The 19,697-nt window shown below is 71.0% G+C and carries 22 protein-coding genes; 13 read left to right on the top strand and 9 right to left on the bottom strand.

The window, feature by feature from the left end; translation table 11 throughout:
- Positions 1-93: 93 nt before the first annotated feature.
- Genes ACIQ7Q_RS30010 through ACIQ7Q_RS30000 form a run of 3 tightly spaced genes read right to left on the bottom strand, consistent with a single transcriptional unit; the run spans position 94 to position 2,259 of the window.
- Entirely contained in the window at positions 94-969 is an 876-nt protein-coding gene (locus ACIQ7Q_RS30010) for an NmrA/HSCARG family protein (RefSeq protein WP_403868876.1), read from the bottom strand.
- The gene (locus ACIQ7Q_RS30005) at positions 966-1,823 is read right to left on the bottom strand and encodes an SDR family oxidoreductase (RefSeq protein WP_403868873.1); all 858 of its coding nucleotides are present in this window, start codon (positions 1,821-1,823) and stop codon (positions 966-968) included. Before ACIQ7Q_RS30005 ends, ACIQ7Q_RS30010 begins: the two co-directional genes overlap by 4 nt.
- Before the next feature lies 1 nt (position 1,824).
- Positions 1,825-2,259, bottom strand: coding sequence for an ester cyclase (locus ACIQ7Q_RS30000; RefSeq protein ID WP_005321817.1), 435 nt, complete (start codon positions 2,257-2,259; stop codon positions 1,825-1,827).
- 194 nt (positions 2,260-2,453) lie between these two features.
- Between ACIQ7Q_RS30000 and ACIQ7Q_RS29995 the strand changes: the two genes are divergently transcribed.
- Positions 2,454-3,317: a class I SAM-dependent methyltransferase gene (locus ACIQ7Q_RS29995; RefSeq protein WP_403868870.1), complete on the top strand. Its 864-nt coding sequence runs from the start codon at positions 2,454-2,456 to the stop codon at positions 3,315-3,317.
- Positions 3,318-3,390: 73 nt separating this feature from the next.
- On the opposite strand, the gene ACIQ7Q_RS29990 is transcribed toward ACIQ7Q_RS29995, so the two are convergent.
- Positions 3,391-4,161: an SDR family NAD(P)-dependent oxidoreductase gene (locus tag ACIQ7Q_RS29990; RefSeq protein WP_403868867.1), complete on the bottom strand. Its 771-nt coding sequence runs from the start codon at positions 4,159-4,161 to the stop codon at positions 3,391-3,393.
- 7 nt (positions 4,162-4,168) lie between these two features.
- Positions 4,169-5,245 carry a serine hydrolase domain-containing protein gene (locus ACIQ7Q_RS29985; RefSeq protein WP_403868864.1) on the bottom strand — a complete coding sequence of 359 codons (1,077 nt, stop codon included), beginning with the start codon at positions 5,243-5,245 and terminating at the stop codon, positions 4,169-4,171.
- Between the two features lie 301 nt (positions 5,246-5,546).
- Here ACIQ7Q_RS29985 and ACIQ7Q_RS29980 point away from each other — a divergent pair, with 301 nt between their 5' ends.
- The 5 genes from ACIQ7Q_RS29980 (at position 5,547) to ACIQ7Q_RS29960 (ending at position 11,167) form a co-directional block, all read left to right on the top strand.
- Positions 5,547-7,160 carry a class I adenylate-forming enzyme family protein gene (locus ACIQ7Q_RS29980; protein WP_403868861.1) on the top strand — a complete coding sequence of 538 codons (1,614 nt, stop codon included), beginning with the start codon at positions 5,547-5,549 and terminating at the stop codon, positions 7,158-7,160.
- 68 nt (positions 7,161-7,228) lie between these two features.
- A complete protein-coding gene (locus ACIQ7Q_RS29975; protein WP_403868858.1) occupies positions 7,229-7,540 on the top strand; it encodes an antibiotic biosynthesis monooxygenase family protein in 312 nt (103 codons plus the stop codon).
- Entirely contained in the window at positions 7,530-9,311 is a 1,782-nt protein-coding gene (locus tag ACIQ7Q_RS29970; protein ID WP_403868855.1) for an FAD-dependent oxidoreductase, read from the top strand. Before ACIQ7Q_RS29975 ends, ACIQ7Q_RS29970 begins: the two co-directional genes overlap by 11 nt.
- Positions 9,308-10,129: a 3-oxoacyl-ACP reductase FabG gene (gene fabG / locus ACIQ7Q_RS29965; protein ID WP_403868852.1), complete on the top strand. Its 822-nt coding sequence runs from the start codon at positions 9,308-9,310 to the stop codon at positions 10,127-10,129. Before ACIQ7Q_RS29970 ends, fabG begins: the two co-directional genes overlap by 4 nt.
- Positions 10,130-10,210: 81 nt before the next feature.
- Complete coding sequence (locus tag ACIQ7Q_RS29960) at positions 10,211-11,167, top strand: aromatase/cyclase (protein ID WP_403868849.1); 957 nt, start codon at positions 10,211-10,213, stop codon at positions 11,165-11,167.
- Positions 11,168-11,179: 12 nt separating this feature from the next.
- Here ACIQ7Q_RS29960 and ACIQ7Q_RS29955 read toward each other — a convergent pair whose 3' ends face one another.
- Positions 11,180-12,403: an RNA-guided endonuclease InsQ/TnpB family protein gene (locus ACIQ7Q_RS29955; RefSeq protein WP_403868846.1), complete on the bottom strand. Its 1,224-nt coding sequence runs from the start codon at positions 12,401-12,403 to the stop codon at positions 11,180-11,182.
- A gap of 28 nt (positions 12,404-12,431) precedes the next feature.
- Here ACIQ7Q_RS29955 and ACIQ7Q_RS29950 point away from each other — a divergent pair, with 28 nt between their 5' ends.
- The 3 genes from ACIQ7Q_RS29950 (at position 12,432) to ACIQ7Q_RS29940 (ending at position 15,433) form a co-directional block, all read left to right on the top strand.
- On the top strand, positions 12,432-12,590 hold the full coding sequence (locus ACIQ7Q_RS29950) for an Arc family DNA-binding protein (protein ID WP_403868843.1): 159 nt from the start codon (positions 12,432-12,434) through the stop codon (positions 12,588-12,590).
- A 75-nt stretch (positions 12,591-12,665) separates the two neighbouring features.
- Positions 12,666-14,552 carry an acyl-CoA dehydrogenase gene (locus ACIQ7Q_RS29945; protein WP_403868840.1) on the top strand — a complete coding sequence of 629 codons (1,887 nt, stop codon included), beginning with the start codon at positions 12,666-12,668 and terminating at the stop codon, positions 14,550-14,552.
- A 65-nt stretch (positions 14,553-14,617) separates the two neighbouring features.
- On the top strand, positions 14,618-15,433 hold the full coding sequence (locus ACIQ7Q_RS29940; RefSeq protein WP_403868837.1) for a 4'-phosphopantetheinyl transferase family protein: 816 nt from the start codon (positions 14,618-14,620) through the stop codon (positions 15,431-15,433).
- A 23-nt stretch (positions 15,434-15,456) separates the two neighbouring features.
- Here the strand turns inward: ACIQ7Q_RS29940 and ACIQ7Q_RS29935 are convergent, their stop codons facing one another.
- The 3 genes from ACIQ7Q_RS29935 to ACIQ7Q_RS29925 form a co-directional block, all read right to left on the bottom strand.
- Positions 15,457-15,609, bottom strand: a complete 153-nt coding sequence (locus ACIQ7Q_RS29935; RefSeq protein ID WP_403868833.1) for a hypothetical protein — start codon at positions 15,607-15,609, stop codon at positions 15,457-15,459.
- Positions 15,610-15,825: 216 nt separating this feature from the next.
- Entirely contained in the window at positions 15,826-16,173 is a 348-nt protein-coding gene (locus ACIQ7Q_RS29930; protein WP_403868830.1) for a hypothetical protein, read from the bottom strand.
- Positions 16,174-16,192: 19 nt separating this feature from the next.
- The gene (locus ACIQ7Q_RS29925) at positions 16,193-16,525 is read right to left on the bottom strand and encodes a hypothetical protein (RefSeq protein ID WP_403868827.1); all 333 of its coding nucleotides are present in this window, start codon (positions 16,523-16,525) and stop codon (positions 16,193-16,195) included.
- Positions 16,526-16,891: 366 nt separating this feature from the next.
- Here ACIQ7Q_RS29925 and ACIQ7Q_RS29920 point away from each other — a divergent pair, with 366 nt between their 5' ends.
- The 4 genes from ACIQ7Q_RS29920 (at position 16,892) to ACIQ7Q_RS29905 (ending at position 19,613) form a co-directional block, all read left to right on the top strand.
- A complete protein-coding gene (locus ACIQ7Q_RS29920; protein ID WP_403868824.1) occupies positions 16,892-17,188 on the top strand; it encodes a fic family toxin-antitoxin system, toxin component in 297 nt (98 codons plus the stop codon).
- Positions 17,189-17,325: 137 nt separating this feature from the next.
- On the top strand, positions 17,326-17,691 hold the full coding sequence (locus ACIQ7Q_RS29915) for a hypothetical protein (RefSeq protein WP_403868821.1): 366 nt from the start codon (positions 17,326-17,328) through the stop codon (positions 17,689-17,691).
- The gene (locus ACIQ7Q_RS29910; protein WP_403868818.1) at positions 17,688-18,359 is read left to right on the top strand and encodes a nucleotidyl transferase AbiEii/AbiGii toxin family protein; all 672 of its coding nucleotides are present in this window, start codon (positions 17,688-17,690) and stop codon (positions 18,357-18,359) included. The genes ACIQ7Q_RS29915 and ACIQ7Q_RS29910 overlap by 4 nt, the downstream gene beginning before the upstream one ends.
- A gap of 534 nt (positions 18,360-18,893) precedes the next feature.
- Positions 18,894-19,613 carry a response regulator transcription factor gene (locus ACIQ7Q_RS29905; RefSeq protein WP_403868815.1) on the top strand — a complete coding sequence of 240 codons (720 nt, stop codon included), beginning with the start codon at positions 18,894-18,896 and terminating at the stop codon, positions 19,611-19,613.
- Positions 19,614-19,697: the final 84 nt, after the last annotated feature.

Raw genomic sequence — 19,697 nt, 5'->3', positions numbered from 1 at the left:
TTCCGGCTGGACGGTCTCGGCTTCAAGGACCAGCCCACACAAGAAGGGCCCGGACCGCTCCCACGGTCCGGGCCACATCCGCCGTGCGGCGGCTCAGAGGTCCAGCGACTTCAGATACGCCGCGAACGACAGCAGCCCCGGATGCTCGGCGCGCAGCGCCGCGATGTCCGCCCGGTAGCCGTGTTCCTGGAACCACTCGAACATCAGTGAGATCTCCGGCGCGTTGGGGATGTACGGGTTGTTCGCCACCGCGTCCAGCGGGATTTCCTCGAACCGGGCCGGCAGGCCCGTACGCGCGGCGAACGCCTCGGCGACCTCCCTCGCGCTCAGCTCGTCGCCCGCCAGTTCCACCGACCGGCCCAGGTACTTCTCGGGCTGCTCGAAGGCCTCGGCGGCGAAGAAGCCGATGTCCTCCACGGCAATGAACTGCACCCGGGTGTCCGGCTTCAGAGCCAGCTGCACCACCAGCGTCCCGTCCAGGTTCTGCGGGCCGTGCGCGGCGAAGTTGTCCATGAAGAACGACGGGCGCAGCACCGTCACCGGCACACCCAGTCCCTGAAGGTACCGCTCGATGTGCCGCTTGGACTCGAAGTGCGGTACCCCGCTGTGCCGTTCCGCGCCGCCCACCGAGCTGTACACGACATGTGCCACGCCGGCCGCCTTCGCCGCCCGTGCCACCGCGCGGCCCTGACGGACCTCGCCGCCCAGTCCCTTGGGGGTCATGAACGTCTGCACGGAGAACACGCCGTGCACGCCCTCCATGGCGGAGCGCAGCGACGCCTCGTCGTCCAGGTCGCCGTGTACCAGCGTCACCCCGAGGTCGGCCAGCGCCCGGGCCGGCTGCGCGTCGGGGTCGCGGACCAGTGCCGCGACGGTGCGCCCGCGGCGCACGAGCTCACGCGCGGTGGCCCCGCCCTGCAGGCCCGTCGCACCGGTCACCAGGATCGTGCCGCCGGCTGTCGCGGTCATACCGGCACCTCCTGGGCTGCGAACAGCGCCGCGTTGGCCACAGCCCACTGCCGGTAGGTGCGCGGCTCGCGGCCCGTCAGCTCCCGCACCGCGGTCGTGGGCTTCGCCCACGGCACCTCGGGGCTGTGCAGCGCGGCCACATTGGTCACCGCGGCCGGGCGGTCGCCGGTGATGCCCGCGAAGACGTCCACGACCTCCTCCTGCGGCGCCACCGAGAAGTCCAGCTCCCGGCCGAGCACCTCGCCCAGGATGCGGGCCTGCTCCTTGGAGGTGAGCACCTCGGAGCCGGTGAGCACGTACGCCTTGCCGCGGTGACGCTCGTCGGTGAGCGCGGCGACCGCGGCGGAGGCGATGTCGTACTCGTCGATCGGCGCGCCGGGGTTGTTGCCGATCCAGCAGCGCACCGCGCCGCTCTCGCGCACGGTTTTGATCCACCACGAGGTGTTGGCGTGGAAGGGGCCCGGACGCAGGAACGTCGTGGCGGCGCCGCTGCCCGTGATGGCCTCCTCGGCGGCCCGGTGCTCGTCCGCGATGCCGTGCGGCACCGGGTGCAGCACGCTCGCCGACGACAGGAACACCAGGTGCTCGACGTCCGACGCGGCGGCGGCCGCGGCGATGTTGCGGGCCTCGCCGGCCACATCGCCGGACAGCACCACCAGCGCGGAGGTGACGCCCTGGAAGGCGGTGGCCAGCGACGCGGCGTCGGCCGGGCTGCCCGCCACGACCTCCACAGCGCCGGGCAGACCGGCCTCCTCGGGAGTGCGGCTCAAAGCGCGCACCCGCCGGCCCGCGCCGGCGAGCTGCGTGGCGGCCTCCCGGCCCACCTTGCCGGTCGCTCCGGTGACAAGGATCATGTCAGTCCCTCCAGCCGTTGGGCTCCGGCCACGGCGATCCGAGCTGGCGGTACGTGCCCTGGTAGTCCGGCCAGTCCCGGTGGTCGCGGATCTTGCCGTCGACCAGGCGGATCAGATGGATCTGCTCGCCCGAGAAGCGGCGGCCGGTCGGCGCCATGCCCACCAGGTTGCCCACGTGACGGCCGTACAGGACAAGATTGGCGCGCACCCAGTCGCCGCGCTCCTCGATGAGGACCTCCTCCAGGTACGCCTCCTCGGAGAACGTCATCTTCAGCCACTTCACGGCCATCGCGAACGAGTCGGGACCGCGCAGGTCCATGTGCTCCATCGTCGCCGGATTCAGATAATCCGGGTGGATGAATTCCGCGACATCATCGGTCTTTCCCGTGTTGTACGCCTCCACCATGCGGCGTACCGCCGCTATATGACTGCTCATCGCATTCCCTTTCACGCGGGGGGCCCAGCAAATTCAGGACACTGGCCGACAGTGTGCGGTGGTGAAAGAGGCCGGGCAAGCGGCGAATTGCGGACGTCGACCGGCTCTCGAACGGTCCTCCACCACGGCCCGTGGAACGCGCCGCAGCATGAGCCGAGCATCCCCATCGCCGCCACCACCCTCGGAGCTGACTCGTGGACACCGCGACCACCTACAAGACGAAAGTCACCGCCGCCTTCAACGGGGCCGCGGCGACCTACGACCGGCTCGGGGTCGAGTTCTTCACCCCCATGGGCCGCCGGCTCGTGCAGCGCGCCGACCCCCGGCCCGGGCAGCACGTGCTCGACGTCGGTTGCGGCCTGGGCGCCACCCTGCTGCCCGCCGCCACCCAGATCGGCCCGAGCGGCCACGCCCTCGGCATCGACATCGCGGAGGCGATGATCGACCAGGCCGGCCGCGAGGCCGAGCGCCAGGGCATCGGCAACGTCGAACTGCGCGTGATGGACGGCGAGCACCCCGACCTGCCCGCCCGCTCCTTCGACCTCGTCCTCGGCAGCTACAGCGTGATCTTCCTGCCCGACGCCCGCGCCGCCCTCGCCCGCTACGCCGACCTGCTGCGCGACGGCGGCCGTATCGCCTTCACCAGCCCCGTCTTCAGCCGCGACACCTTCCCCTTCCTGCCGCCGCTGTTCAGCCGCTGGATCCCCATGTCGCTGCTGCAGCACCTGCCGCCCGCCTGGCACCCCGAGCAACTCCACCGGCAGCTGCACTCCTGGCTGGAGGACCCCGCCGACCTCGAAGCCGCCCTCGACCGGGCCGGTTTCACGGCGGTCGACATCGCCGACGAGAGCGTCGAGATGACCGCCGCGAGCGGCGAGGCCTGGGTCGACTGGTCGCACACCCAGGGCATGCGGCTGCTGTGGCAGCATCTGCCGGCCGACGAGGCCGCCGCCCTGCGTGCCCGCCTGATCGCCGAACTCGACGCGCTGCGCGAGCAGGACGGCCCGATCCGCATCGACGTCCCCGTCCGCTACGTCACCGCCACCCTCGCCCGCTGATCCCCCTCCCGCACATACGGCCGCGGCCCCCGGGAACCTCCCGGGGGCCGCGGCCCGGTGCACGCGCACCCTGTCAGGTGACCGACAGCGCGCCGTCCACCGCCACGACCGTGCCGTTGGCGTACGCGGCCTCCGGCCGGGTCAACTGCACGATCCACCAGGCGATGTCGTCGGGCCGGCCGACCCGGCCCGACGGAATGCGCTCCGCCATCTGCGCCAGGAACGCCTCGTACGCCTCCGCCGGCATCCCGGCCCGCACCCCCACACCGGTGTCCACGACACCGGGCGCGATACCGACCGACCGGATCCCGCGCGGCGCGAGCTCGACCGCCCAGGTGCGGGTCAGGAAGTCGAGCGCCACCTTCGCCATCCCGTACACGGAGTTCTCCGGCCAGGCCCGGCGGCCCAGCGAACCCGCCGAGCTGACGTTCACCACCACACCGCCCGTGGCCTCGAGCGCATCCAGTGCCCGCTGGGTCAAGAACAGCGGGGCGAGCAGGTTCGTGCCCAGCTGGGCACGGACCGATTCCCGCCCGAGGCCGTCGAGGGACGCGAACCCGGTGACGGCCGCATTGTTCACCAGCACATCGAGCCGGCCGAATTTCTCGAGCGCCGTTTCGACAATGACATCCGGGGCGTCATGGTCGTGAATGTCGGCGGCCAGAAGATGAATCCGGTCGTGGCCGTCCGCGGTTTCCTTCAGCGTCGATTCACTGCGCCCCACGACGAGGACATGCGCACCGTCGCCGGCGAAAGCGCGGGCGGTCGCCGCGCCGATTCCCGTGCCGCCGCCGGTGACGACGACGGCCTTGTGAACTGCCCCGGCGGGCGTCGGATTCGTCATCTGCGCCTCACGAGCACAGGGCGGTGTTCACACCGCGGATGACGGCCTGCTCGGCCTCCGGGCCGAAGTCCTTGTCGCCGATCGTGAACGACAGCTGCACCCGGGCGGACCGGTCGCGGGTGGTGGCCGCGAACGTGGCGTAGCCGGGGATGCCCGCGCCGTGGCCCCACAGGTCCAGGTCGTCGTCGTTCTCCAGCTTCATGATGCCCAGCCCGTAGCCGATGCCCATCGGCAGGTTCTCGATCATCTCGGGCGGCAGCGGCGTGGTCATCTCGGTGAACTCCGGCTCGTTCAGCAGCTCCCCGCCGAACAGCGCGCAGAAGAAGCGGTCCAGGTCCGCCGTCGTGGAGATGATCTCACCCGCGCAGCCCGCCTCCGACGGGTTCATCAGCGTCACGTCGACCGGCTCGCCGCCGATCTGCATGTAGCCGCGGGCGTGCGGGCCGGGGATGTTCGGGTCGTCACCCGGCAGCGTCGTCTCCGACAGACCCAGCGGCTCGAGCACCCGCTCGGTGATCTCCTCGCGGTACGAGCGGCCGGTGATCTTCTTGATGAGCAGGCCGACGATGAAGTAGTTCGTGTTGCAGTACGCGAACTTCGTGCCCGGCTCGAACTCCAGCGGCTTGGCGGCCGCGATCGCGATCAGGTCCTCGGGCTCGTAGTGCTTGTAGCGGTCGCGCAGGAAACGGTCGCCCGGCTTCTGGAACGAGTCCATGTAGTTGTACAGGCCGCTGGTGTGCTGCATCAGATTCCGGATGGTGATCTTCTCGCCGTACGGCAGCAGACCCGGCAGGTAGCTCTCGACCGTCCGATCCAGCTCGAGCCGCCCCTCGGCGACCAGCTGCAGCACCACCACGGACACGAACGGCTTGGTGATGCACGAGATGCGGAAACGGCCGTCCTCGGGCACCGGCCGGTCCGAGCCCAGCTCCGCGATACCGGAGGTGACGACGAACGAGTTGTCCCCCCGGGCGACCCGGAACTGCACCCCGGCGGCCCCGGCCGCGACCAGCCGGTCCGCTGCGCCCTGCACGGCCTGCTGCAGGGCCGAGACTCCCGGCCGGTCGATCGTCGTCTGCGTCATTGGTGAAACCCCCATCGGGTGACGATTCGGTCCAACGCAGGGCTCGGGACACGACCCAGGTCCGTGCGCAGGCAGTGAGTAACGCCGCCCAACGTGACCGCCTCCGATGGAGGCGCACCCGCATACCGCTGGAGCCGCGCTCGCACCCGGCGGCCCGCCCCGGCGCCCGGGGCCGGAGCTCCGCACAGCGCCGAGGGCCCGTCGAGCGGACTTCGACGGTTTCTCGAGCACGGCCGCACAGCGTGGCACCCGACACCTCGATCGGCCAGCAGCGCAAAGCCACCCGGAGGAGGCCCCCGCCGTGCCGCGATTCACCCATCCGGAACTGCCCCTGGACGCACTGCTGCGCCGGGCCGCCGTCCGGGACCCCGACGGCACCGCACTGACCTGCGGGCAGCAGACGCTCACCTACGCCGAACTCGACGCCCGCGCCGACCGCGTCGCCCACTACCTGCAGCACGCCACGGGCCGCCCGGGCACCACCATCGGCGTCGCCAACACCCTCGACGCCGGCTTCGCCGCCGCCTACTACGGCACCAGCCGCAGCGGCCACACCATCGCCCTGGTCAACCCGCTGGTGGGGGAGGGGGCGCTGCACCACGCGTTCACCGCCGCCGCGATCGAGATCGCGTTCGTACCCTCGGCCACCGCCGAACTGCTCACCAAGATGCGCGAGCGGCTGCCGGACCTGCACACCATCATCGTCACCGACGCCGGCGACGGCGTCGTCCCCGCCGACGCGCTGCCCCTGCACATCGCCCTCGACGGCGTCCCCGACGGCCCGGCCGGCCTCGGCGCAGGCCCCACCGACCTCGACGCGGTCGTGTGCGTGCAGTTCACCACCGGCACCACCGGCCGCCCCAAGGGCGTGCGGCTCACCCATCGCAACCTGGTCGCCAACGCGGCGCAGATCGCCCTCGCGCACCGCCTCACACCGGCATCCGTCACCCTCAACCACCTGCCGCTGTTCCATGTGATGCACCTCAACTCGGCGGTGTACGCGGGAGCTTCACAAGTGCTGTGCCAGGACGGCGACCCCATCGCCTCCCTCGCCCTGGCCGCCCGCACCGGCGCCACCCACTACTACGGGCTGCCCGCCCGCCTGCACCGGCTCGCCGCCGACCCGCGGCTGACCGCACCCCGCGACGGCATCCCCGCAGCCCCGCGGCTGACGGCCGTCATGTCCGGCGGCACCGCCCTCGCGCCCGCCGCCGCCCGCACACTCCACGAGGCCCTCGGCGTCCCCGTCATCCAGGGCTACGGAATGGCCGAACTCTCCCCGCTCTGCCACAACCAGAGCATCGAGGACCACTCCCGCAAAGGAGCCGTCGGCCGCCCCCTGCCCGGCACCGAGAGCCGCATCGTCGGCCTCGACTCGCGCGAGGTGGTCGACGTGTGGGCCACCGGCGAGGTCCAGGTCCGCGGCCCCCAGGTGATGGCCGGCTACCTCGACGACGACGAACCCTCACGCATCGACGCCGACGGCTGGTTCTCCACCGGCGACATCGGCTACGAGGACGCCGACGGTGTCCTGTACCTCGTCGACCGGCTCGGCGACGTCTTCAAGTACGACAACGAACTCGTCTCGCCGACCGCCGTCGAACGCGTCCTCGCCGACGACCCCAGAGTCGCCGAATGCGTCGTCGTCGGCTGGCCCGACGCCGTGCACGGCGCCGTCACATGGGCCGGCATCGTGCTGCGCGAGACACCCGGCCCCCCGCAGCACGCCGCGCACGCCGTCCTGGACGTCCTCGACTCGATCACCGAGAAGGCCAACTCCCGCCTCGCCCACTTCGAACGCATCCGCCGCGTCGAAGCCCTCGACGCCGTCCCGCGCACCCCCACCGGCAAACCCCGCCGCCAAGAGCTGCGCCGCCGGCTGAGCACCCGCGCCGCCGCGGAAGCCGCCGCCTGACCGCCGGCCCGCGGCACCCGCCCGTCCAGCCCGCTCCTTTCCGTATCCCTGTCGCAGGAGGCAGACCGATGGTGACCTTCGTCAACAAGCTGACCGTGCACGGCGACCACGACGCCTTCCTGGCCGTCCGCGCCCGGCTCACCGCCTACATGTCCGCCCAGCCCGGCTACATCAGCCACCAGAACCTGCGCGCCCTCGGATCCGAGAACGTGCACCTGGAGATCGCCGTGTGGAACAGCGCCGCCGACCACCGCGCCGCCGTCAGCAGCGACGGCTTCGCCGCCATCGTCGCCGACCTCAAGCCGCTGGTGACCGCGGAGCCGGCCATGTACGTCGACGAGAACGCAGACACCCCGCTGGAGGCGGCCGGTGTCCGATGACCTGCGGCCCCACGTCCTGGTCGCCGGCGCCGGCCCCGTCGGCCTGACCGCCGCCCACGAACTGGCCCGCCGGGGCCTGGCCGTACGCCTCGTCGACGCCGCCCCGGGCCCCGCCCGCACCAGCAGGGCCGTCGCCGTCCACCCGCGCACCCTGGAAACCCTCGACCAGATGGGCACCGTCGGCCCCGTCATCGAAAACGGCCGCAAGAACCGGGCGTTCACCATGTACGCCAAGGGCCGCCGGCTGGTGCGCCTGGACGCGGACTACAGCAGCATGCCGACCCGCCACCCCTACACCGTGATCATCGAGCAGACCCGGACCGAGGCCGTCCTGCGCGAGGCCGTCGCCCGGCTCGGCGTCGAGATCGAATGGGGCGTACGGCTGACCGGCCTCGAGCAGGACCACAGCACGGTACGAGCAACCCTGCGGCACACCGACGGCACCGAGGAGATCTGCGAGACACCCTGGCTCGTGGGCTGCGACGGCGGCCACAGCGCCGTACGCAAACAGCTCGGCCTGCCGCTGATCGGCGAGAGCCGCGACACCTGGATCCTCGCCGACGCCCCCGTACGCACCGACCTCGAACCCGACAGCATCTACTGGGTCCACACCGGCAAACAGGCCCTGATGATGGTGCCCTACGCCCGCACCGGCCACTGGCGGCTGCTGGACACCGCCCCCGCCACCGCGGACGCGACCGGCGCCGCCGACCGCATCGCCGCCCGCCTCACCGCCGGCCTCGGCCACCCGGTCCACGTCGGCGACCCCGAGTGGACCTCCGTGTTCACCTTCCAGCAGCGCATGGTGCCCCGCATGCACGACGGCCGCGTCTTCGTCGCCGGCGACGCCGCCCACGTGCACAGCCCCGCCTCAGGCCAGGGCATGAACACCGGCATCCAGGAGGCGTACAACCTCGCCTGGAAAATCGCCATGGTCCACCAAGGCCACGCCCCCGCACAGCTCCTGGACACCTACAGCACCGAACGCGTCCCCATCGGCAAGGCGCTCCTCGGCTCCACCCGCACCGCCACCTTCCTCGTGGCGCTCAAGAACGCCCTCGCCTCCCTCGCCCTGCCCGCCGTCTTCACCGTCGTACGCGCCGTGCCGGCGCTGCGCCGCGCCATCCAGCGCAAGGTCCTCGGCGGCATGTCCGGACTGCGCATCGAGTACGCCGCAAGCCCGCTCACCACCGGCGCCGGACCCGAACCCGTCCCGGTCGCCGCCCCCGTCGCCGCACCCGTCTTCGTGCCCCGGCGCCGCCACGTGCCCGCCCCCGGCGAACGCGTCGCCACCGCCACCGCCCACAGGCCCGACTCGCCCGGACCCCGCGCCCTCGCCGCCGAACTGCGCGACGTGCGCTGGACCCTGCTCGTGGCACCCGGCGCACACGACACCACCGGCACCCCCGTCCGCACCGCCACCGACGCGGCCACCCGCCACGGCGCCTGGCTGTCCGTCCGCACCGTCGGCGACACCCGCACCCCCGGCCCCCGCCCGCTGCCCGACCCCGACGGCGCACTGCGCCGCGCCCTGGGCCTCCCGGCCGGCGCCTGGGCCCTGATCCGCCCCGACGGCTACCTCGCCGCCCACGGCGGCCTGCTCACCCCCCGCGCCCTCGACGAGGCACTGCGCCCCCTCTCCCCGACACCCGGACAGCCGCCCCACAGCGCACCTGAGGCCGTCCTCGAGCGGCCCTCTTCCGACCGTCGAGCGGACCGGGACAACCTCGACACCACCGTCGGCGCACCGCAGAAGGAGGCAACCCGATGAGCGCACAACCGGCACCGTCGGCACAGCCCGCACGGCTGCCGGCCTCCTCGCCGGTCGCCCTGGTCACCGGCGCCACCAGCGGCATCGGCCTCGCCGTGGCCCGCGACCTCGGCCGCCGAGGACACCGCGTCTTCATCTGCGCCCGCACCGCACTGGAGGTCAAACAGACCGTCGAGGACCTGCGCGAGGAAGGCCTGGAGGCCGAGGGCACCGCCGCCGACGTGCGCAGCCGCGAGTCCGTCGCCGCCCTGGTCCGCACCGCCGTGGACACCTACGGGCCCATCACCGTCCTCGTCAACAACGTCGGACGCAGCGGCGGCGGCCCGACCGCCGACATCGCCGACGACCTCTGGTACGACGTCATCGACACCAACCTCAACAGCGTCTTCCTGCTCACCCGCGAAGTCCTCAAGAACGGCGGCCTCGCCGACGCCTCCTGGGGCCGCATCATCAACATCGCCTCCACCGCGGGCAAACAGGGCGTCCTGCTCGGCGCCCCCTACACCGCCTCCAAACACGGCGTCGTCGGCTTCACCAAAGCCCTCGGCAAGGAACTCGCCCCCGCCGGCATCACCGTCAACGCGGTCTGTCCCGGCTACGTCGAGACCCCACTGGCCGAACGGGTCCGCCAGGGCTACGCCGCCGCCTGGGACACCACGGAGGAATACGTACAGGAACAGTTCGAGGCGAAGATCCCCCTCGGCCGCTACACCACCCCCGAAGAAGTCGCCGCCCTCGTCGGCTACCTCACCACCGAACACGCCGCCTCCATCACCGCCCAGGCCCTCAACGTCTGCGGCGGCCTGGGCCACTTCTGACCCCGCCGCCCCGGGAACACCCCGCCCGGGCAACCCGCCCCCCGACCCATGAACAGTGACCTTTTCGAAAGAGGTTGAGACATGTCCGCTGAGCGAGTGCACCGCACGACGCACGAGGTGAACGTGGCCGCGCCCGCCGGCGTGGTCTACGGCCTGATCTCCGACGCCGTCCAGTGGCCGCTGTTCTTCCCGCCCAACGTCCACGTCGAACGGCTCGAGTTCGACGGCACCGGCGAGCGCCTGCGCATGTGGGCCACCGCCAACGGACAAGTCAAGTCCTGGACCTCCCGCCGCGTCCTCGACCCCGAGCAGCGCCGCATCGAGTTCCGCCAGGAACTGCCCGCCACCCCCGTCAAGTCCATGGGCGGCACCTGGATCGTCGACTCCCTGGGCGCCAACCGGTCCAAACTGACCCTGCTGCACGACTTCACCGTCGCCGACGACGCCCCCGACGACGTCGCCTGGGTCGAGCGCGCCACCGACACCAACAGCCGCGCCGAACTCGCCAACCTGCAGCAGCTCGCCGAGCGCTGGTCCCACCTCGACGACCTCGTCCTGTCCTTCGAGGACTCCGTCCGCGTCAACGGCCCCGCCGAACTCGTCTACGACTTCCTCTACCGGGTCGCCGACTGGCCCGAACTCGTCCCGCACGTCTCCCGCCTGGACCTCACCGAGGACCAGCCCGGCGTGCAGATCATGGCCATGGACACCGTCACCTCCGACGGCTCCACCCACACCACCGAGTCCGTGCGCATCTGCTTCCCGCACGCCGGCCGCATCGTCTACAAGCAGACCGCCACCCCGCTGCTCATGTCGGCCCACACCGGCGAATGGTCCGTCGTCCCCGACGAGACGGGCGTCACCGTCACCTCGCAGCACAGCGTCGTGCTGCGCCCCGAGAACATCGAGTCCGTCCTCGGCGCGGACGCCGACGTGCAGACCGCCCGCCGCTACGTCCGCGAGGCCCTGGGCCGCAACAGCGGCGCCACCCTCGCCCTCGCCAAGAAGCACGCGGAGAGCGCGGTCCGCGTCCTTTGACTCCTCCCCTCCCTAAAGGGCGGGGATTCCAGGCTCACGTTGCCTGCGGGCCGGCGACCCGTCAGGTCTTGCACGATCAACACCAGCCGGGTTGAGACCAGCCCGGACCAGCATCACGTGTGCGGAGTTCTTGTCTTTGGGGGATACGGCTCCGCACACGGTGCAGGTGTAGGTACGTTCTGAGAGAGGTAGCGCGTGCTTGGTTCTCGCTCCGCACCGCGCACAGTCCATGGTGGTGTGCGCGGGATTCACAAGGTGCACGATGCGTCCGTGCTTGCGTGCTGCGTTGATCAGTTCGCGCTTCGTCGCGGAGATCGCCGCGTCGGCAGCCTTGCGGGCCATGGTGGATCTGGCCAGAAACTTCGACGTGAAATCCTCCACGGCGAGGGCGTCGTGGTCGCGCACGACCGACTTGGCCCACTTGCGGCCGGTGTCCTGTCGCTGGCGGGCAACCCTCTTGTGCAGCTTCGCCGTCAGCTTCTTTGCCGCCCGGTATCCCCGCGAGCCGGATCTGCCCTTTGGGGGCTTCCTGCGGGCCGTCATCCGCTGGTAGTGCGCCAGCTTCGCAGCGGCCTTGCGCCCGTGCTGGGCATGGGGCAGGTCATGGGCGACGCTGGTGGTGGTCGCGGTCTCCTTCACGCCCCAGTCGATTCCGATCACCGCACCCGTCTCGGGGAGCGGCTGGGTTTCTGCGGGGACTACGAAAGAGGCATACCAGTGACCGATGCTGTCCCGGTAAACCCGCACGCTCGACGGGAGGGCCGGCAGGACACGGGACCACACCACGGCCAGGACGATGCCGCCCGCCAGATGCAGCCTGCCGTCCTTGACGCGGAAGCCGCGCCGCGTGTAGTTGAGCGTCGGGTCGGTCGAGCGCTTCTTCTTGTACTTCGGCATCCCCGCACGCTGCCGCAGTGGCAACCGGGTCTTGATGTCTTTGAGCGCCTTGGCACGGGACTTTCCGAAGTCGCGTATCACCTGTTGCTGCGGGACCGAGGAACCGGACCGCAGCCACGTGTTGCGGCTGCGGGCTTCGGTCAGCATCTTGTCCAGCCGTGCCGGACCGCACTTCTCGTCCTCGGCGTGGGCTTTCTTGGACCGGGCGCAGCACTCGTTCCAAATCCACCGGCAACGCGCCCACTCTTCTTCAAGGCCGGTCAGCGCCGTGGATGACACACGCAGCCGGTAGGTGTACCGGGCGTGCCCGGTCTCCCCGGACTCGCGTGGTGTCTTCATGACACCAAGCTACCACTACGATTGAGGTATGGATCATGAAGTACGCATCACGCTCCGGCTTCCCGCCGACCTCCATCGGTGGCTCACTACTCAGGCCAAGTCCGCCCGCCGGTCCCTCAATTCAGAGATCGTGCACCGCTTGGATGCTGAACGCGACACCTCCCTGGCAGACGGAGAATCACTCTGACGGCAATTCGCCCTTTGCTCTGCGGAGTCGGATTCGTCTCCACCCCACCGAGCGAGGCGCCCTCGGGGACATCCGGTGACTGCACCTGCCTCGACGACAGTCGGCCACGACCCCCGCACCTCCCCGGACGCGCCGGGCACGGAACCGCCTGGGCGCGTCCCGTTGGCAGGCCGGCCCGCGCCCGCCCCGGCAGCGGCCGCCCACCGCCGGAGCGCCCCGGGGCCCACAACCGGCCCCCGGGCGCCCGGCGGCGCCCCGCCCGGCGCCGCCGAACGCGCCGCCTGGCTCGAGAAACTCCTCGGCGACCCCGACGACCTGCGCAACCCGCACGGCTACGGCGCCCTGCTGGCCGCCGACGACCGCCGCGAAGTGCCCGCCGCCACCGAGGCGCTGCTCACCGACGCAGGCCTGACCGCCGAATTCGTCCCCCAGGAACTCGGCGGCCGCCTGATCCGCCCCGACATCCTCGCCCGCGTCCTGCGGCCCGTCTTCCGGCGCGACGTCGCCCTCGGCTTCGGCCACGGCATCACCTCACTGTTCGGCGCCTCCGCGGTATGGGCCGCGGGCGACGAACACCAGCGCCGACAGGCCGCCCGCGTGCTCCTGGCCGGCGGCCGCACCCCGATCCTCCACCACGAACTCGCCCACGCCAACGCCATCCTGCGCGACGAGTTCACCGCACGCTCCGCCCCCGGCGGAGGTTTCGTCCTCGACGGATGCAAAGACGTCGTCATCAACGCCGACCGGGCCGACGCCTACGTCATGTACGCCCGCACCGCCACCTCGACCGGCCCACGAAGCCACTCCGTACTGCTGCTCGACCCCGAGCAGCTGCCGCCCGGCGGCCTGCACCGGCTGCCGCGCGCCCTCACCCCGGGTATGCGCGGCAGCCGGTTCTCCGGCCTGTCGTTCACCGACTGCCCCGCCGGCGCCGACACCCTCGTCGGCTCCCTCGGCGACGGCATCCCCCTCGCCCTGCGCACCTACCAGGTCAACCGCTGCCTCATCCCCGCCACCGTCGTCGCCGGCGTCGACAGCGTGCTGCGCTTCGCCGTCCGCGCCGCCACCACCGGACGGCCCGCCGGCGTCCCGCCCCGCCGCTGGCACACCGTGCTGACCGGCGTCTTCGCCGACCTGCTGGCCTGCGACGCCATGGCCGTCACCGGACTGCGCGCCCTGAGCCTGCTGCCCGACAGCTCCCACCTGCTCGCCGCCGCCGTCAAGATGACCATGCCCGACCTGCTCCGCGAGGACCTCGAGGAACTCTCCACCGTCCTCGGCGCGCACGGCTACGACCGCGGCCCCCGCTACGGCGGCTTCCAAAAACTCGTACGCGACCTGCCCGTCGCCGGCCTCGGACACGCAGGCACCGCCGCCTGCCAGGCCGTGATCGTCCCCCAACTGCGCACCCTGGCCCAGCGCTCGTGGTTCCGCACCGACGAACCGGCCGGCCGGCTGTTCCTGCCCTCGGCGCCCCTGCCGGCGTTCGACTACCGCAGACTCACCCTCTCCGGCAGCGAGGACGTCCTGACCGCGTCCCTGATCGGCAGCGCCGAACGCCTGGGCCCGCTGCGCGCCACGGGAGCCGCCTGCGCCGCGCTCGCCGACCTCGCCGACGCGTTCGTCCAGGAGATGCGGGCCCTGCGCGAACAGTGCGCCGCCCTGCCGGACATCGCCCGTGCCGCCCTCGTCGATCCCCGCGCCTGCGCGCTCGCCGACCGCTACGTCCTGGTCCTGGCGGCCGCCGCGTGCCTGGGCGTATGGCAGGGCCAGGACGGCACCGACACCTTCCTGTCCGACCCGGCCTGGGCCGTCCTCGCCCTGACCCGCATCGGCCGCAGGCTCGGCGTCCCGGTCCCCGACCTTCCCGACGGGACCACACCGCCGGTCCTCGAAGAGGTACTCGCGCGCTACCGGGACCACCGCAGTTTCGACCTGTACGACACACAGCTCGCCGGATAGCACCGCCGTCCGGATCCCGCAGCCGGGAAACGGACGGGAAATGGGGAGAGGGGAAGGGGACAGTCATGGACGAGCCGAGGATCAGCACACCGATCCACGTACCGCGGCCCGCCGGGCCGTGGCAGGGCGTGCACGAGAACCTGACCCGACTGGGCAACGCGGTCGTGCACACCACCTGGGGCGAATGGCTGCCCGCGGCCCTCACCGCCCCGGGCCTGCGCCGGCTGCTGGGCCGCGACTGGACCCGCTACCGCCGCATCCCCGACGCGACCGTCCGCTACCGCTTCCTCGCCGCCCGCCTGCTGATGAAGTACACCGCCGCCGCGGCCCTGCGCGTCGAACCGGAGACCCTCGACCTCGCCTACCGGCTCGGCGGCCGCCCCTACCTGCGCGGCTTCGACCAGATCGACCTGAGCCTGACCCACACCGGTGACCTGATGGCCGTCGGACTCAGCCGCCACGGCCGCATCGGCGTCGACGCCGAACCGGCCGACCGCCGCATGCGCTTCGACCTCCTCCAGGCCCAGATGTGCACCCCCACGGAGGCCGCCGAACTCGCCCCCCTGCCCGAAGGCGAACAGACCGCCCAGACCCTGCGCCTGTGGACCCTCAAAGAGGCCTACACCAAGGCCCTCGGCCAGGGCATGCGGCTGGGCTTCACCGAATTCGGCTTCGGCCTGCGAAGCGGCCGGCTGCTGGCCCCCGACGGCTCACCCGCCTCCCGCGGCGAATGGGCCTTCGCCACCCACCCGGCCCTCGGCCGCCGCTACCTGCTCTCCGTCGCCTGCCACGACGCCGGCCTCGACCCGGCCGACGACACCTCGGCCCGCACCATGCTCGACCCCGGCTTCCTCGCGGCGATGGCCCACCACCAGCCCTGAACCACCGGGCCGGACACGTTCGTTCAGCGCGGCTCGGCGCGGCCCGGTTTACGGGCCAGCAGGCAGGCGTACCGCCGCGTCACCCGCCCCTCCGGCTCCTGCACCACACGCGCGGTGACGAAGAGCCCGGCCCCGCCCAGCAGTTCCGCGATCCGCAACACGGGCACCGAGGCCACTGACAGAGCCTCAACGTGGAGTGAGGCGACTCCGCTTGTTGTTTTCGCTTCCCACCGCACTGGGGAATCCGATGCCACCGGTGAGCAGGGGTCGCCTGCCTGGCGCCCATGCCTCCGTATCCGAGGGACGGGGGTGGCCCCCACGCGCCCGGCGTGGGGGCCACTCTCGCTGATCCGGCCCTGATTCCGAAAGAGAAGCCGGCGGCGTCTTCGGATCTATTCGGAAACCTCCCGCATACGATACGTCAGCGTGTAGGATCCGCCCTCACCGCCGGAGAAGTCCTTGAAATGCTCTCCGTTGGGCTCGAAGCGAGATATGTCCACAAAACCGAGAGAGTCGGAACCGAGTGGGCTTTCGTCGTCCCGCAGGCTGAATCGCATTGACTCCCCAGCACCGAAATCCTGGAGGATGTTCATCGGTACTTCGGTGGCCTGTGTCATCGAGAATATTCCTGACGGCGGCCATATCCTGTTCCCGTTGTGGAACATGAAGAGCTCATCGACCTCGTCGTCGTCGGTTTCGTTGCACCGCAGTTTCGTTACCTTCACGGACTTTTCTCCCATGGTTTCGCCTCCCGGCCTCTCAGGCGAGCATCTTTACTCGGTAGGTGAGGATGTAATGGAAGCCTGGTCCCGTGATATTGAAGGACGCTGGACCGTCTGTGTCTCCCTCGGAAATGATGACGCCGCCCAAGTCGTCATCCGATCCGATGTCTTCCTGGTCGAAGAGGACAACGGTGACTTCGCCGTTGAAGGCGAAATCGACGCCCAGCGGAACCTCCAGTCCTGCCCCGATGGAGAAAAACCCCGTGAAAGGCCAGACCTGCCTGCCGTTGGCCTGGATCATTATTTCATCCACTGAAGAATCCTGGGGGTCTTCGCAGCGCAACCTGTCCATCGTCAGGACGGCGACCATATATCCCGCCTTCTTCCGCTATTGTTGCGGCGCTCTTTATCAAGCAGATCACCGACCGCCAAGCCTCGCAACTGGAACGGTGGGGTGATTCATGGTATGAGACTGATTCAATAATTTCGCCATGAACGAACGGGTCGAGTCTGCGGGAGTCGGTTTCGCGCCCGGAATTCACTACCTTCAGGAGACGGACCCCGTCGGTGTTTCCAGCGGTGATCCGCCGGGCCCTCAATTCGCGAAAGAGTAGGGCGCATTCACGGGTGTGGGTGGCTCGGCGAACGCAACCGTGCTCAGCGTGTCGCCCCAGCCGTGGCCGTACCACAGGTACTTGGTCTGGTGCAGGGGCGGGGGGCGGGGAGTGCGGACTGCATGCCCGGAGGGCGACAGTACGTCGACCTGTCCTGGATCCTGGAAGTCGCCGAGCGCGCCGGCCACCGTGACCCCGCCCCCGACGACCTCGGCGCGCCGATCACCGCCGTCGCCCGGCATCGGGCCGAACTGCTCGAGACTCCCGTCTGCGGAGGTGTCTACGCTTGGGCCGCCGCGCTGGTGCACACCCTGGGCCGGCTGCGCTGGCTCGAGCGCTCCAACCTCAGCGCGGCCTGCGCCGTCACCGTGATGTACCTCGAGGCCGGCGGTGCCTCCGTCGCCCCGACGCGCGAGTAGTCGGTCGTGCTGGCGGGGGAGCTCTACGACCCGCACTGCACCGTCGCGCTGCTGCGGACCTGGCGGCCTTGACGGGCCCCGAGGTCCGGTCACCCGGTCTTCGACGGACTCGATGAAACGGAGGAATAATGGCGGGCATGGATCCGCAGCATTCCCGCTCGCCCGAACCCGCCACCGCCGATGTGCTGCGTGCCCGGTACGCGGGCCGGCTGCCCAGCCGTCTGGACGAACTGACCGGACCGGTGCACGGGCAGGTCGAGCTCCCCCTCCATGTCGCCTGGTCCGGCCTGCGAGCGTACGACCTCGACCGGCCCCGCCAGCGGATGAGTCTCTACCGGACCGTCCTGGCCGAGGGCCAGCACCGTGACCTCGCCACCTTCCTGAACCGGGACTTGCTCGCCTCCCAGTGGCCGGTGCTTCGCACTCTGGTCAGCAGGCACATTCGCGACGTGTGGGAGGACGCCTTCCCCGAGCTCGCCCACGAGGCGTCCGCCGCCGCGTGAACCTCAGCGAACTGCACCGCCGCCTCCTGTCCGACGTCCTGGCAATCGGCACCCCCTACCCGCTGGTCATCACCGGCGGGTACGCCGTCCAGGCGCACGGGCTGGTCGACCGGATCAGTCAGGACCTCGACGTCGCCACAGAGAACCCCGCCCCCATGGCGGACATCGCCGAGCACCTCCGCCAGGAACTGACCCAACGGGGCTGGCACGTGACGATGATCGGCGTGGACCCGCTGTCCGCACGCCTCCTGGCGACCGACCCTGACAGCGGCGAGGACTGCGAGGTGGACGTCCTCAAGGAGAACCTGTGGGCCTCGCCGCTCACCACCGAGTACGGCCCGGTCCTCGCCCTCGACGACGTCATCGGCACCAAAGTCCGCGCCCTCGCCGACCGCGGCGCGGTCCGCGACCTGATCGACGTCCACGCCGCCTCCGCCCACCACGCGGCCACCGAGCTCGAGCGACTGGGCGAACGGCACGGCCGCGACGAGTTCCGCCGCCAGGACCTGCGCGAACGCCTCGCTGGCGCCGATTGGTACGACGACGAGGAATTCGCCTCCTACGGCCTCACCGAGGAGCAGATCACCGAGCTCAGAACATGGGCCCAGCAATGGACGAGTGACCTCGATCGACGGCTCGGCGAGGACGAAGCCCCTCAGAACACCTGAGGGCAGCTGCAGACCGGGCACCGGGGCTGCCACTCAGCACCGCCCGGTACGCACCGCATTCCTCAGTGGACGACGTCCATTCGCGGTACGTGCCCCCATGCTCGTCATCTACGAATTGCAGGGCGGTTGCTACGTGGAGCGGACCACGGCACTCGCGGGAGCGATCACCCACCTTGGACGCCCCGTTCCCGATCGCAATCGATCCGGCTGGACTCTCCCGGCAGTAGACGTCTTCTGACGGCAACGCTGACGGCAACCGGACCCGCCAAAGGCGGACGCCAGCGGATTTCCACGGACCCATAGATCGGCGTTGACCTGTGAAAACGCAGCGCACTGGCCGACGGCGCAGCAGCAGAGCCGGTCGCGCCGGGCGTCGATGCCGCGCGTACAGCACTGGCAGGTTGGCCCCTGCCGCCTGCCCTCCGGAACAGCTCAGCGCACCCTCGAAGCCGGCTGGAGAAGCCCGGGCCGCCCGCCGGCCGGCGGATAGCGTGACCGGGCTTGGTGACCACAAGCGCGGAAAGGGGGCAGGCCATGACAACGGACGCGGGAACCGGCCTCGGCCGGACGGCGCCTGCGCACGGCGGAGCCTCCGTGCTGCGCATGCTGCCCGGCGGGGCCACCGAGACCGGCGGAGTACGGCTGTTCCTCGTCGGCGCCGACGCGCTCGCCCGGGCCGGGATCCGCTCCCTGCTCGACGGGCAGGGCGGCATCAGCGTCATAGGGGAGGACGAGCCGGGCCCCCGGGCCCTGGCCGCGCTGCGGGCGCACACGCCCGACGTGCTCGTCGTCCACGGCATGCGCGAGGAACACGAGGTCGACGCACTGCTCGGCCACATCGACCCCGGCATACGGGTATTGACCGTCGGCGGGGCCGAACCCGGCGCGCGCCCCGCGGCCGTCCTGCACGGCCATCTGCCGGTGACCACCACCTCGCAGCAACTGGCCGCCGCCGTCTCGCTGGCCGCCGCCGGCTACTCGCTCACCCGCGGCCCGCTGCCCGCCGCCGCCGAAGCACCCGCGCGGCCCCGCACCGCGCCCACCGTCTCCGACGTACCGCCGCAGCAGCTCACCGGCCGCGAATGCCAGATCCTCGACCTCGTGGCCCGCGGACTGTCCAACACCGAGATCGCCCAGTCGCTGACGCTGTCCGAACACACCGTCAAGACCCATGTGCAGAACCTGCTGAACAAGCTGCGGCTGCGTAACCGGGTGCATGCGGCCATCTACGCCTTCGAGACCGGCCTGCGCTGACACGCCCCCGCCCGCGGGCCCCGCCGCACATCAGGAGCGGGTCAGCGCCCCGTCAACCCCGGGCGCGAGGCTGAGCGGGATTCT

The organism is Streptomyces sp. NPDC096176, assembly GCF_044763255.1.
Lineage (GTDB): Bacteria > Actinomycetota > Actinomycetes > Streptomycetales > Streptomycetaceae > Streptomyces.
The sequence above is the reverse complement of the archived record's forward strand: the minus strand, read 5'-3'. Positions and strand labels throughout refer to the sequence as shown.